10 protein-coding genes are annotated in these 14,382 nt (G+C 47.9%); 7 read left to right on the forward strand and 3 right to left on the reverse strand.

Annotated elements, in window-relative coordinates:
- Nucleotides 1-134: 134 nt before the first annotated feature.
- The 6 genes from Q0605_RS02245 (at nucleotide 135) to Q0605_RS02270 (ending at nucleotide 10,596) form a co-directional block, all read left to right on the forward strand.
- Nucleotides 135-980, forward strand: coding sequence for a universal stress protein (locus Q0605_RS02245; protein ID WP_298703813.1), 846 nt, complete (start codon nucleotides 135-137; stop codon nucleotides 978-980).
- A gap of 298 nt (nucleotides 981-1,278) precedes the next feature.
- Nucleotides 1,279-3,705: a TonB-dependent siderophore receptor gene (locus tag Q0605_RS02250; RefSeq protein WP_298703815.1), complete on the forward strand. Its 2,427-nt coding sequence runs from the start codon at nucleotides 1,279-1,281 to the stop codon at nucleotides 3,703-3,705.
- Nucleotides 3,706-4,096: 391 nt separating this feature from the next.
- On the forward strand, nucleotides 4,097-5,998 hold the full coding sequence (locus Q0605_RS02255; RefSeq protein ID WP_298703817.1) for an SbmA/BacA-like family transporter: 1,902 nt from the start codon (nucleotides 4,097-4,099) through the stop codon (nucleotides 5,996-5,998).
- An 862-nt stretch (nucleotides 5,999-6,860) separates the two neighbouring features.
- Nucleotides 6,861-7,349: a chemotaxis protein gene (locus tag Q0605_RS02260; protein WP_298703819.1), complete on the forward strand. Its 489-nt coding sequence runs from the start codon at nucleotides 6,861-6,863 to the stop codon at nucleotides 7,347-7,349.
- Between the two features lie 257 nt (nucleotides 7,350-7,606).
- The gene (locus tag Q0605_RS02265) at nucleotides 7,607-9,682 is read left to right on the forward strand and encodes a TonB-dependent receptor (RefSeq protein WP_298703821.1); all 2,076 of its coding nucleotides are present in this window, start codon (nucleotides 7,607-7,609) and stop codon (nucleotides 9,680-9,682) included.
- A 122-nt stretch (nucleotides 9,683-9,804) separates the two neighbouring features.
- On the forward strand, nucleotides 9,805-10,596 hold the full coding sequence (locus tag Q0605_RS02270; protein ID WP_298703823.1) for a class I SAM-dependent methyltransferase: 792 nt from the start codon (nucleotides 9,805-9,807) through the stop codon (nucleotides 10,594-10,596).
- 436 nt (nucleotides 10,597-11,032) lie between these two features.
- Here Q0605_RS02270 and Q0605_RS02275 read toward each other — a convergent pair whose 3' ends face one another.
- The 3 genes from Q0605_RS02275 to Q0605_RS02285 all read right to left on the reverse strand — a co-directional run bounded on the left by Q0605_RS02275 (nucleotide 11,033) and on the right by Q0605_RS02285 (nucleotide 13,753).
- Entirely contained in the window at nucleotides 11,033-11,953 is a 921-nt protein-coding gene (locus tag Q0605_RS02275; RefSeq protein ID WP_298703826.1) for a hypothetical protein, read from the reverse strand.
- A gap of 317 nt (nucleotides 11,954-12,270) precedes the next feature.
- Nucleotides 12,271-13,143 carry a hypothetical protein gene (locus Q0605_RS02280; protein ID WP_298703828.1) on the reverse strand — a complete coding sequence of 291 codons (873 nt, stop codon included), beginning with the start codon at nucleotides 13,141-13,143 and terminating at the stop codon, nucleotides 12,271-12,273.
- Between the two features lie 55 nt (nucleotides 13,144-13,198).
- Nucleotides 13,199-13,753, reverse strand: a complete 555-nt coding sequence (locus Q0605_RS02285; RefSeq protein ID WP_298703830.1) for a manganese efflux pump MntP family protein — start codon at nucleotides 13,751-13,753, stop codon at nucleotides 13,199-13,201.
- 86 nt (nucleotides 13,754-13,839) lie between these two features.
- Here Q0605_RS02285 and Q0605_RS02290 point away from each other — a divergent pair.
- Nucleotides 13,840-14,382: hypothetical protein (locus Q0605_RS02290; RefSeq protein ID WP_298703832.1), on the forward strand; the 543-nt coding region annotated here is incomplete at its 3' end.

Genomic DNA, 14,382 nt, shown 5'->3' on the forward strand with positions numbered 1-14,382 from the left:
ATATCCATTACGACGCGGCTTTAAATTTCACAAAATCGTCCGTGCCGAATTCAAGTCTGCCGAATTTAAATAACTTTTATACAAAATTTGATAAGCTTATTTTGATTAAAATTTTATCTTTAAAAGGACGAAAAATGAAAAAGGTCATCACTTGCGTCGATCAAAATGCGCTTGCCCCAGCGGTTAGAGATTACGGAATTTACGTCGCTAAAACCTTGGGTGCCGAGCTCGTGTTTATTCACGTGGTTGAAATCCCAGAGCTTGGCGAGAATTTTTATGGGCTAGCCGCAGGCGGAATCGTCCTAGGAGAGAATGATATCCTTGCAAATAGCTACGGAAGTCCCACACTAGGCGGCGTGGATGCGGAGAAAGACCACGAAGAAGCTGAAGCGATGCTGGATGAATATATCTGCGCCGCGACTACTGCGGGCGTAAAGGCGAGTAAGATCATCAAAGATGGCGATTTCATCGACGTTATCGCTGAGTACAAGGAGGAAGCTGAAATTTTTGTACTCGGTATCAAGGGCTCAAATAACGAGGACGTAGGCTTTAACGCAAGCGTGCTAATAAAGGAGCTTCACGTGCCGTCGCTGCTCGTGAATAAGGAATTTTCACCTATTAACTCCGTGCTCATTGCGTTTGACGGCACTGACGCGGCGAAACGCACGCTTGAGTTTATAAAGAGCTCAAAGCTTCTTGCGAGCGCACATAAGCATGTCTTGCACATCAATGCGGGTGCCGCAGAGGGTGAGCGGATGCTGGATCTAGCGCGCGAAATTTTAGGCACTCAAAACGCCACTTTCAAATACATCCAAGCGGAAGTGCCCGCCGATGAGATCATCAAATATCGCCGCGCCAATAACCTCGATCTGATCGCTACCGGTGCCTTTACGAAGGGGTTTTTCAAAAAGCTCTTTTTAGGCAGCGTCTCCGAGGATATCTTGCACAATGCGCTGGTACCGGTGCTAGTGCTATCGTAGCCGCAAGACCAAACGCCGATAAACGCTAAATTCCGTCGCTTACGTTATTTTAAAGCGGCGGAATTTTAGAATTTTAAATTTTTCAATCCTTCGTTTTTCAAATTCATATACTTTTTAAAATTCATAGAAATTTTGCTTGAAAATTCGTCAATATATCTTATTAAATTCCGTTAAATTAGTAATTGCATATATAATTTTATGATTTAGTTTATTAAAAATTTTATTATTATTTAAGAGGAATTGTAAGATAATCCCACCAGTAAATTGATATAGATTATAAAATCTAAAAAGGATTTTTATGAAAAAGGGTAAAATTTTACTCTCTTTGGCGCTACTTTGCTCGCCGTTTTGGCTTACTGCGGCGCAAAATAGCGGCACTTCTCAAAACTCATCTGTCGCAAGCTCTGCCTCTAAAATTTCGTCATCGCAAAGCTCTGTGCAAAAGCCTGGAAGTCGCCCTACCACTGTAAATTCCGCGCCGCAGGGCAACGCTGTCGTAAGCCCCGCTACTAAAGGCGTTGCACAAAATTCCATGCCGCAAAGCAGTAGCGCGACAAATTCTACGCTGCAGGGCTCAGACGGCGATAATCTCGGCACCATAAACGTCACGGGCAAGGCCGATCTGTCCACTACCGAGGGCACGGGCTCTTATACGACGGGCAATATGAGCACAGCGACGGGGCTAAATTTAAGCATAAGAGAAACGCCGCAGTCCATAAGCGTCATCTCCAATCAGCTTTTAAAAGATCTGAGTTTACACAACGCCGAAGAGGCTCTTTCAAAATACGCCACCGGCATTTCGCTAAATAACGACGCAGGCGGCAATCGCATCGTCTCGCGCGGCTTTTATGTCGATAATATCCAAGAAGATGGCATCGCAAGCTCGGTTTCCAGCTCCGTGTTCGGGCCGCTGGGCTCATCGAAGGAATTTACCGATTTGGAATTCTACGATCGCGTCGAGGTTCTGCGCGGCGTAGCGGGCCTTACGCAAAGCAACGGCGAGCCCGGCGGCACGATAAATTTAATCCGAAAGCGTCCGAGCGATCAGTTCGGCTTTAACGCAAGTCTAAGCGGCGGTAGCTGGGATAATTATCGCGGCATGATCGACGTTACGGATGCGGTAAATCAAAGCGGTACGGCACGCGCGCGGCTGATCGGAATTTTAAGTAAAACGGGCTCGTTTAAGGACTATCCGCGCAACGGCTATCGCGAAGGCGTCGGCGTTTCGACGGAATTTGACTTGGCCGATAAAACGCTTCTTAGCGCGGGATTTTTGTGGCAAAAAACCGTCGGCGTCTATGATATTTACGGCGTGCCCGTTTTAGATAATCATGGAAATTTACTAAATTTACCGCGCAGAAGTTACTTCGGCTCGGACTGGGACAGAAGCGAATATAAAAAAATTAACGTCTACAGCGAACTCTCGCACGAATTTAGCGATGATCTGAAAGCCTATGCGAGGCTCAATTATACCGATAGCGACAGCATGTTAAAATTCGGAGCGCTCGGCGGGGCAGATCCTTACAACGGCACCACGTCGCATACGGTGCGATATAGAATTTACGATAACGACTCCAAAGAGATCGGGTTTCAAACGGGACTAGACGGTAAATTCGAAGCATTCGGGCAGAAGCACGACTTTTTCTTAAACGGCTCGCTTAGCAACGAAAAGCTTAATTGGCGCGAGACTAGGACGAGGGATTCGTCTCTGGCGTCGCTGGGGATGAATATTTATAATTGGGACCGATCAAGGATCGCTCAGCCCGATTGGAGCAGTGCCGCTACGTTTAAAGACCGAAGCTCCACTACCATAAAGCAGCGCGCGATCTCGCTCGGGACTAGATTAAATTTAACCGACGATTTTCACTTTTTACTCGGCGGGCGCTTTTCGAAGGTAACTTACAGCAGATATTATTATAATATTTTGCGCGGCACGGCTTCGCATAGTGCAAGCCCGAGTAAATCGAATTTCACGCCGTATGCGGGAGTGGTCTGGGATTTTGCGGATAATTTTTCGTGGTACGCAAGCTATGCCGAAATTTTTAAGCCGCAAGCTGCGCGCGACAAGGACGGTAAAATTTTAGATCCCGTAGTCGGCTATAATTTAGAAACCGGTGTGAAGGGAGAATTTTTTGACGGCGCGCTTAATACGAATGTCGCGCTATTTCAGATCATTCAGAAAAATAGGGCGATGAGCGATCCTCTTAATACGAACTACTCCATCGCCGAGGGTAAGGTGCGAAGTCGCGGCATAGATGCCGAGCTGCAAGGCTCGCTTACTGAGAATTGGAAATTATTCGCGGGATATACTTTCAACCGCAGCGTCTATTTAAAGACGGAAAGAACCTCCGCGGTGGTCGATTATAGCAAGGGCGCAAACGCTAAACGCTACATTCCGAAGCATCTGTTTAAGCTCTATACGAACTATGAAATTCCGCTCGGCGAAAATCGTAAGATCACCCTGGGTGCGGGCGTGCGCTATCAGAGCAAAACCGCTTCGATATATCGCGAAAACGTTGCGTATTATGCCGCCCCGCAAAAGGCTTACGCGCTGTGGGACGCGAACGTCGGCTATCATTTCGACAAGCACTTTAGCGTAAATTTTGCGGTCAAAAACATCACGGATAAGAAGTATTTTCAAAATACGCAAAATCGCGTCGCGGGACATAACAACTACTACGGCGAGCCGCGGAATTTTATGCTGACGCTAAATTATACATATTAGGTGCGGATGGAATTTTGCGCTTATGCGAACTTGGACTGACCGAACTCGCACGCGGCCTTGGATAAATTCCGCGCTTTATAAGAGCGCGGATAAAGCGAGCGCAGAGGCGCGAGACTAGGCTTTGTCGCAAGTAGCACGTAGCGAGGCGGGTAAAATTTGAACGAAGCCGCGGGATTAAAATTTAACTTGCGATTTGGTTGATTAGCGATTGATTAGTGCGGGCGATCCGGGCGATCGCGGGCAGGGGCGATAAATTTAATTTCGCGAAATTCCAAGTGAATTAAACGCACAGACTTGCGAGCATAAAATTCGCTCGCGAGTCTGCGGGATCAAATTTAATCCCGCGATTTCGCTGTAATCGGCGCTAAATTTTAAAATTTAAAGAGAAAATTTGAAAACCCTAAAGCAATTTTTTGAAATTCTACGTCCTCACTGGTTCGGCAAGGGCGCGGCGAAGCTGTGGGCGCTGCTACTGCTCGCGCTTGGTTTTAGTCTCGCTATCATCAAAATCAGCGTGCTGATGAACGCGTGGGACAAGCGCTTTTACGACGCGCTAAGCGAGCTTAAAAGCGAGCTCATTCCCGCGCTCGTGGGCGAATTTTTGCTCTACACGGCGCTCATCGTGATTTTCATCGTATGCGGCAGCTGGCTTCGCAAACTGCTTGTGATCGTCTGGCGCGAGCGGCTAAGCGCGATGATGGAGCGCAAATGGCTACATAACGCAAACTTCTACCGCACGAGCCTTGATGGAAATTTTAGCGCCAGGGGCGGATCAAATTTAGAAAAACCTGGCGACGTAAATTTAGATGAAAATTTAAACGAGCGTGCAGAGTATTCCGCAGCCGAGGTGGACAGCGCGGCTTTATATAGAGACGCAAAGGGGCTTGAAATTTTACCGAGTGCGGCGGAGCAAAATGCGGCAGGGCAAAGCGGCTCAAGCGAGAATGAAATTTCATCTAAAACTCGCGCAGATTGTGAAATTTCAAAAACGATCGCAAAGCTAGACAACCCCGATCAGCGTATCGCCGAGGACAGCTTGCTGCTCGTGCAAAAAAGCGTCGATCTCGTAAAATCGCTCGTCTATAATCTCGCCAAGCTCATCGCCTTCGTCGCGATCTTGTGGCAGGTCTCGAAGGTGCTGAAATTTGAAATTTTCGGCGTGCACTTTGAGATCGAAGGCTTTTTGCTCTACGTCACACTTATTTATACTCTTCTTTGCTCGCTGATTACGCATCTCATCGGGCGCAGGCTTAGGGGGCTAAATTTTGCCAAGCAGCGCGCCGAAGCCGACTACCGCTCGGATCTGCTGCTAGTGCGCGAAAATGCAGAAGTCGTAGCCTTTATGCGCGGAGAGGATGCCGAGCGCAGCCGCTTCCGCGCGAGCTTCGGTGAGATCATGAGAAACTGGCGCAGCATCATGAATACGGAATTTCGCCTCGAATGCTTTTCGGCAAGCTACCTAAAAATCACGAATTTAATCCCGATCTTTGCCTGCTTGCCGCTGTATTTGTCGCGCGCGATGAGCTTTGGCGATATGATGCAGGCGCGCTCGGCGTTTTACAGCGTGCAGGACGGATTTGCGTGGTTTATGGACTATTATAAGCAGATCATGGAGTGGGCGGCGAGCGTGCAGAGGATCTATGAGTTCATCTCGCGCATGGATGGCGAGAGCGCAAATTTGCACGCTTGCGTCAAACAAAGCAACGAAAATTCCGCTCGTTGCGAGGGCTTGTCGGTCTTCACGCCTGCGGGCGAGCCGCTGATCGAGGATCTACGCTTTGAGCTTGCGCCCGCGCAGTTTATAATGCTGCGAGGCAAGAGCGGCGCGGGCAAAAGTACGGCTCTGCGCTACGCGGCGGGCCTTTGGAGATACGGCCGCGGCGAGATCAGTCTGCCGCGCACGGGCGTGATGTTTATCCCGCAAAAGCCCTATCTGGCGCCGCTTAGCCTAAAAGAGCTTATCGCTTATCCACAGCCGCCGCGCGCAGACGACGCGGAATTTTTAGAAATTTTACGCCACGTAGGGCTTAAGAAATTTGCTCGCATGCTAAACTCGCGCGCCGATTACGTTAAGATTTTAAGCGGCGGGGAGGCACAGCGGCTTAGTTTCGCACGTATTCATTACCACAAGCCGAGCTTTGTTTTTGCCGATGAGATCACGTCCGCACTCGATCCCGCCTCGGCGCGCGAGCTGCTACTTGGTCTGCGTGCGGATCTGCCGAGCCTTGGCATGCTAGCGATCGTGCATCAAACGGGGCTTGAGGACATATTTGAGCGGACGATAGAGCTTTAAATTTCATCGTTTAAATTTCACGCCGCAGGGATTTCGCCTTTAAATTCATATCTTTTTAAATCCAGATTTATTAAAATTACTCATTTATATTAAGCGGCAATAAAATTTAGCCGAGGCACTCGGTGTTCGTATATATGGGCATCGGCACCCGCGTGGCTAGGCGCTCGCGCGCAGTCGGCGGCGGGCAGGCACTACGGCGCGGCGAGCGGCTTGGAGGTCGGTAGACGGCGCTCGATCGCGATTTTGCGCGAAATTAAGTCGGTAAAATTTAAACGCAAAATGATCTGCCAAGAAGACGGTGCTAAATAAAATTTTAAACCGAGCCTCGATCGGTAGCGTAACGGCGTGCTAAATGAACGGGCTACGGCAGCGGTGCGATGCGTGGGCGTCGCGATAAGTCGGTAGCGCGTCGGATGGCGCGTAACACATCGGCGGCGCAGACGGCACGCCGTAGTCGAGAAGCGGAGCGGTGATACGTACCTACTCGGCGCCGTATGGCATAACCTTCGCTCGGGCAAATCATCATCGTAACGGCGCTACGATCAAAACGAACAACGTTGCCGTGGCGGCGGATAGGCAGCACAAAGCGGCGCGGCGTGATTATGGCGATGACAGCATAAAATGCGCAATATGGCAACCGCGATCGACAGGATGCGTATGTAAGTAAAGCGCAGTGCAGGTAGCGCAAACGCCGCGATACGATGATGGCGACCCGCGGAGCGTATAGGCAAGCAGCAGTGCGGGCGGCGCAATAACGCCGAGGCGATACGATAGCGGCGACCGACGGGACGTAGCGCCGCCGTAGCGTTCGCGGGCGCTACGGCTAAGCCGCTAAATTTTAAAAACGAGATAAGGAGATTTGATGCTTAAGGCAGGGATTGTTTATAAATTTGTGCTCATCGTGTTGCTAGGCTGCGCGCTTTGCATTTTGGGCTTTTCGGGCGCCTACTTTGCGCGCGGCGAGTACGACGAGACGTGGATGAGCCTGCATAAGATCGCGGGATTGGGCCTGCTTTGCGTCGCGATCTTGCATATAATCACAAGGCGAAAGAAGCTCGTAAAGCTCTGGGGCGAGTTTTTGGATGTGATCTTAAGCCGCAAAAATCCGGGCTTTTGCAATATGGACCGCATCATCGGCGCGATCGAGACCTACAATATCAGAGAAATTGCCGGTAAAATGGGCTTTGGCGCGGATGAGCTCGCTGCGATTTTAAAATCGAACGGCATCAAGCTCGTAAGCGCAGATCAAGACCTGCGCGAGCTTGCAAAGCTCAACGACGAAAAAATTTTCTTCATCTTGGTACTTTTAATCGAGGCAAAATTCGGCAAAGCGGGCAGCTGCAAGGTCTAAATTTTAAAATTCCGATCCGAATTTACTCCATAAACTTGCTGCTTTAGGAAATAAAAATCGCTAAAGAATCTAAATTTAAAATCGAAATTTTGCCGCGCCACGTAAAATACTCAAGATCAAAATTTCATCCAAACTACGCCTAAATTTTAAAAAATCTATCTTTAATCTTTGAAATTTATTATTATTTAATTAAGAGAAATTATAATATAGCATTTGCAAATCATTCGCAAAATTCTAATTTTGAATAGGGGAGAGTGATGTTTAAGAAATTTTATCTTTCAAATGCCGCGATCGCGCTAAGTTTGTGCGCCGCCTTACAACTAAACGGAGCCGAAAACAACGCTACGTCCGTAAATATCGGCGCGCCTAGCGCAGGGGCGGTAAATTCCGCAGCTGCTAAAAACGCTTCCGGCGCGAACTCCACGAAGCTGGGCACCATCGTAGTTACCGCAACGGGCTTTGAGGATATGCTTAAAAACGAGGTTCGCAACGTCTCGGTCATCACCGCGGAGGATATGGAAAACCGCGGCTACCGCGATCTGCGCGAAATTTTAGAAAAGGCGCCGGGGGTTAGCTTTCACGGCGATACGGTTGATCTGCGCGGACAGGGTCAGAAGGCAAATACCTCCGTAAAGGTCCTTCTTAACGGAGTCGCGCTCAATATGATCGACACGACGCCGACGAGTATCCCGATAGATCTCGTTCCTATTGAGGATATAGAGCGCGTGGAGATCATCCCCGGCGGCGGTAGTGTGCTTTACGGCAGCGGCACCAGCGGCGGCGTGATAAATATCATCACGAAAAAGGGCGCCAGATACCCATACGCCAATGTCTCCACCAAGATCGCGTCGTATAATTACAATGATCTAAATTTAGGGCTCGGTGGCAACGTGAGCGAGAATTTGTTTCTAAAAACCGCCGTAAAGGGCTTTAAGCAGCGCGGATACCGCAAGGGCGAGAAAAATACCGGCTACTACGGCTCGCTCGGGATGCATTATAAAATTTCGGACGATCAAAGCATCTCTTTTGATCCGAGCTATTATCAGGCGCGAACCTATTCGGTGCCGAGCTTAGGGCTTGCCGAGCTTAAGGCGGATCGCCGCCAGCAGGGAGGCGAGAGGACTTTTACCAAAAGCACGCGGGCAAATTTCGATTTCGGCTACACGGTAAAATTCGGCGATAAAATCGAAGCAAATTTGCATCCTTATTATCAAGATATCAGGAGCGTACAGCAGGGATTTGTGATGAAAGACCGCAAAGAGGGGGCAAATTTAAAAGGCAAGCTCGACTACGACAGCGGCGAGTTCATAGCGGGATATGATTATCTCAAAAACAAGGGCTTTCGCAGGATAAATTTTGACGACGCGATGAATCCTATGATGAGCCTTTCGCAGCTTACGATCTTTGATATGCAAAAGCTTACCCACTCGGTCTATGCTTTAGAAAAGCACAATTTCACCGATCTGTTTTCGCTTAGTGCGGGCGGGCGGTTTGAGCGCGCCGAATACAAAGTAAATCGCAGGGTTTTAACGACTATGAAAATGATGGGAAACATAATCTCGCAGACGCAAAACAGCACCCGAGTAAGCGATCATAAGAACAACTACGCTTTTGAGATTACGCCGAATTTTAATTATTCCAAGGATGGCAATCTATATTTTAAATTTGAGCGCGGCTATATCTCGCCGGGGCCTAATCAGCTTATCGACAAGCTCGGTCGCAACGGGCCCTATGTGCTTAATAACCTCAAATCCGAAACTTTTAAAACCTACGAGATCGGTCTTAAAGACCTGATCTACGGGCAATACGTAAGCGCTACGATCTTTTGGACCGATACGAAAAACGAGATCATAAACGAAACTTTGGGCAGCTCGATCACCGACGGTTGGCATTTTATCAATATCGACGAGACGCGCCGCAAGGGCGTGGAGCTGTATGCGGAGCAAAGCCTGCTTTCAAATTTAAAGCTCAGCGAGACCTTTTCATACGTCGACGCCAAGATCCAATCCGGCGCGAATAAAGGTAAGCAGGTTCCGTTGGTGGAGCGCTCGAAGTTCGTTTTGGGGCTCGATTACGAGCCGATTAGAAATTTAACGCTGATGAGCGATTTTAAATATTTCTCATCATCGCACGACGGCAACCACGATAGAATCGACTCGCGCACTATCGTGGATCTGGGCGCTGTGTACCGCTTCACAAACGGATTTTTGATAAGCGCGGGAGTCAAAAACGTCTTTGACGAGGAGTATAATTACAACCAAAATTTACGCTCGGACATCTATACTCCGGCTCCCGGGCGCAATTACTACGCGGAGTTTAAATACACCTATTAGCGTGCGTTTAAATTTAAGCTAGGTCTGAGCCGCGGGCTTTAAAATTTACGGGCGGAATTTAAAATTTCGCCGCAGCGTGCCTTTTTGCCGCCGCGAGATTAAATTTAATAAAAGGAGCGAAGATGAAACCGGACTATAAAAACTGGGTGCCTAAGGGCATGATCGCGAGCTTTGCCGCGGGTGCGGGCGTAGCGTTAGTTTTGTTTTTGATTTTCGGCGTTTGCGGTTTGGGTGTTAGTGGTGCGCTAAGAGGCGTACTAGCTGGGCTTTTCGGCGCAGCGACGCTGTTTTTGATCGGCTTTACGATCTACTGCGTCGTATGGTACCGCGCGTTTGATTACGGCGGCAAGCGTCAGCTCTCTCGCGCGATCGTAGAGGGCACGGCGAAATACGTGGATCTGCCAGAGGGCGGGCGCGGGCTGGACGTAGGCTGCGGCAGCGGCGCTCTAACGATCGCCGTCGCCAAGCGCAACCCGCACGCATCGGTGCTGGGCGTCGATCGCTGGGGCTTTGAGTATGCGTCTTTTAACAAGCAGCTGTGCGAATCCAACGCGCGCGCCGAAGGGGTGCAAAATACCGGTTTCGAGCAGGCCGACGCCAAGCAGCTGCCCTTTGAGGACGGCAGCTTCGATGCGGTTACAAGCAACTACGTCTATCACAACATCATGCGCAAGGACCGCCAGGCGCTGCTTTTAGAGACGCTCCGCGTGCTTAAAAAGGGCGGCAGCTTCGCGATACACGATCTTTTCTCGCGCGGAAACTACGGCGACATGGATGCTTTCGTCGCGCGGCTTAAGGAGCAGGGCTATGAGCAGCTCGAGCTTATAGATACGACGCAGGGGCTTTTTATGGGCCCGCGCGAAGCCAAATGGCTGATGCTCGGTAGCTCAAAATTGCTGGTGGGCAAGAAATAGATTTTTTGTAAATTTAGATTTAGGCAAATTTGAAGACGGATTAAATTTTAATCCCACCCGCTTTTAGCCGAATCCAAATCTTTAGGCTAGACTAATATATAATTGGCTATTTATCTCAAAAAAGAAACCGCGAAAGGAATTATTTCGGCCGAGGGCGTTATCCTTGCTGTGGGCGCGCTAACGGTCGCCATCGGATATTTTGTGCTTTTAGCAGCATTTATCCTATAGTGGTATAGGCTGCGAGAGATCAAGACCGCTTAAATTTATCATATTTGTTCTGTGAGCTAAGTGCATGCGGGTAGAACCTGCTGCCGAATTTTAATTTTGTGATTTTATGCAAAAAATCCGCGCCTCAAATTTAGCAAGGATTGCCCTCGGCATAGGCATAGCCGCCCTGTGCGATTTTACCGCTCATATCTACTATTTTTGACATAGATTACTCCTTATTTTGTTTAAATTTGTTTTTAAAATCTGCATAATTCATATATGCTTTATATGGTTCCCATAATATGCCCATATATAAGCCCTTGTAATTTCCGCAATTATCTATACCTATTCTATACATAGAATAATTTTCTAATATAATCTTATTTCCTTTATCTCCAATAATTTCAACGCTTTCTTTAGTAACGTCAAGTTTATTTTTATCCATCCAATCATTTAAGGTGCAAAAATCATCACTTTTATCAATACGTTTAAGGGCTAATAGCATTCTTAGCGCTAGCCTATTATCGTTTTTGTATATGATCTTCTTGCTTTTTCCGGTAAGTAAATCAAGCAATTTAATCTTAATAGTAGGATCCTCGGCTATAAACAAAGAATCATATCGATAATACTCGCTATAATGGTTGTCCTCATTATTAAAGTAGATAGAATAATTAAGTTCCCCTTTATCATTAAAAAGCTTGCTATCCTCCCATGGATACACCACGCTTTCATCATCTATAGCTTTTAGTATGGATTTATCTATCGGCGCAATTTGTTTTCCTTCTTTGCAAATTTGTCTGCCGATAGACAATAAATTTTCTAAATTTAACTCTTTAGGTATTTTCCAAAATTCGCAATTATCATCGGGGCGCTTGTCGCCGTTGCAAGGTTGGATTCTGAAAAACGGGATATTATGCTTGTAATTATACTCTTTATGATGTTGTTGCAAATACTGCTTAAACGCTATCTCTTTTAATTCGTTATCCGATAAGATGCCAAAATGCAGAGGATTGGTGCAAACTCCGGCGTAGTTTAAGCCCATATTTATAGGCATATAAGGGATAAATGTCAAAATGCAGATGATAAAAATCGCAGAGATTATATAGTGGCGTTTTATAAGGCGCAGAGAATTAACAAAGAATTTTTTCAAATTTGCCCCCTTCAGATTTCGTGCAATGATAACCGATTTAAGCTTAACTGGCAAGATATGATATTAAAGCCGTAGCGGCTAAGCTTTTTCAGGCGCTATTTAGCATTAAAAGCGCCTTATTTTGTTGATTCAAGCGAAAATTCTATCAAAGCCGCCGCCGCAATCGAAACGCTGATATTCAATTTTATATAGGCCGTTACGCTTTGGGTGTCGAATGGCCCAAAACCGGGCGCGCTATTAAAAGATCGAGAGGAGATCGCTCGCCTTAAAAGCGCAATCTGTAGAAGCCTACACCTGCGGCTTAAATTTCACGGAATTTAAACGCGATACAAACTAAAGCAGCCGTAGTCGGTGCGCACGGCCAAATTTTTGCTACCGTTTGAATTCTCAAATTTCGCCTCGCATCGCTTTACGACATGCTCCAGCTCAAAGCTAGGCGTCAAATTTGCGCTTTTTAGATCAACGATGTGAGCCTTACCATAGCTGATTATCGCAAGGCGCGAGCCGTCCGCACTAAGCGCGATGCAAAATATCGGCGTGGAGCTTTTCATTTCGGCCTTATATTGCGTAAGAAGCGAAATTTCGCCGTCTCGCAAAATAAAAATTTGACCGAACATCGCAAACGCCGCCGTATCTTTCGCAGCGCAAACAAAACTCGTAAATTCTTTGCTATTTTTAAAGCTTAACCCCTGAGAGAGATCGCTAAATTCGCCCGTAGCGGGGTCAAATTTAAAGATAAAATGATCCAGATCCAAAAGCAAAATCTCGCCCGCGCGCTCTGCTCGCCACGCAAGCGGCTTTGGCAGGACGATCTGCTGCTTTACGGCGCCGCTCGCGTCCAGCCTGATTAGAAAATCATCCAGCGCGCCACCCTCTTTGTAGCCGCCGCATTTATAGACAAAAAGATCACCCTCAGCGCCCGCAAAGGCTAGCGCGCCCGTGTATCCGCCGCCGATGTAGATGTGTAAACTCGCTTCGCCCGCTTTGGCGCCCATGTTTTGCAGGACATAGCCCTTCTTTAGGCCCTCCCACTCCTTTTTCGCGCAGGCTTTTTGCGCCTCGTCTATGCTAGCAAACTCCTTTTGCGTCTGCCTGGTTTTGCCGTTTTTGACGCTCTCACTGAGTAAAATTTGATCCTCTACGCGCAAATTTAAGCGATCGCCGCCGCTTAAATTTATTAAATTTTTCATTTTCGCTCCTGCGAATTAGTTTTAAAAATTATCTCAAAGCAGCGCTTAAAAGCCGCTAAATATCGATAATGCCGAGGTGCGAGAGTAAAATTTTAACCCCGATTAGAATCAAAATCACGCCGCCTAAAACGAGCGCCTTTGAGTGCAGATATTCGCCCGTTAGCTTGCCTACGTAGCACGCTGCGACGCACAGCGCGAAGCAGACGAGCCCGATTACGCAACAGGCGTAGAGTATGTTTATCTCGCCAAAGGCAAAGGTTACGCCCACGGCCATCGCGTCGATGCTGGTGGCGATCGCGCCCAGCACCAGCTCTTTCGTGCTTAGGCGCAGAGCGGGCTTGTCCTGCTCGCGGCGAGATTCTGCGATCATCTTGACGCCTAAAAACGATAAAATTCCAAACGCGACGAAGTGATCGATCTGCGCGATAAATTTTAAGAAATTTATCCCCAAAGCGTAGCCCGCCAGCGGCATTATAAACTGAGCCGCCGCATAGAAAAACGCGACGCGCGCGATCTGTGCAAATTTGAAATTCGGATATTTCGCGCCGTTTGAGATACTAAGCGCGACGCTGTCCATCGCAAGCGCGAAAGCGATGAGTAAAAGCTCCATATTTAGCCCTTTTGGTATTATAAAAGCGTTGATTATACATTAAAATTTCTGAAATAAAATGAACAATCTTAAATCGGGGAAAAGTCTTGATTAAAAATCTAATTTTTTGCCTTTTGCCGCTCATAGCGGCTGCGAGTTGGGAAGAGGTCGCCGTAAAGGGGCTGGACGTGGTCATCAGCGCAAACGTGGGCGATAGCGAAAATTTTAAAAACTCGCTAAGCACTCTGATCGAGCGCGCCGCAAGCGAATACGAGCGCGAAGGGATCGAGGACTATGAGCTTGATCTGCCGGGCTATCTGACGCAGCGCGCCGGCAAAAAAAGCATCGCCGTGCAAAATATGCGCCGCTTGGCCACTCAAAAGCTAAATCCCTCGATCGAGCCGCTAAAAAATTTGATACTTACTAAAATCAAAGAGATGCCAGAGGCCGATACCAAGGCGGTTATGAGCGGCGAAGTGCTGTTTAGCCACTATCTGCGCACAAACGCCTTTGATGAAATTTACGATATTTTGCTGCCGTTCGCGCGCGCGCTGGGCTCGGACGCGGGCTTTGCCAAAAGCTACAAAAATGCCGTGGGCAAGGAGATTGCGGATGATTTCGGCAGCGAATTCAGCAGCGCCTTCATCAAC

It is taken from the genome of uncultured Campylobacter sp., from assembly GCF_938017705.1.
GTDB lineage: Bacteria > Campylobacterota > Campylobacteria > Campylobacterales > Campylobacteraceae > Campylobacter_B.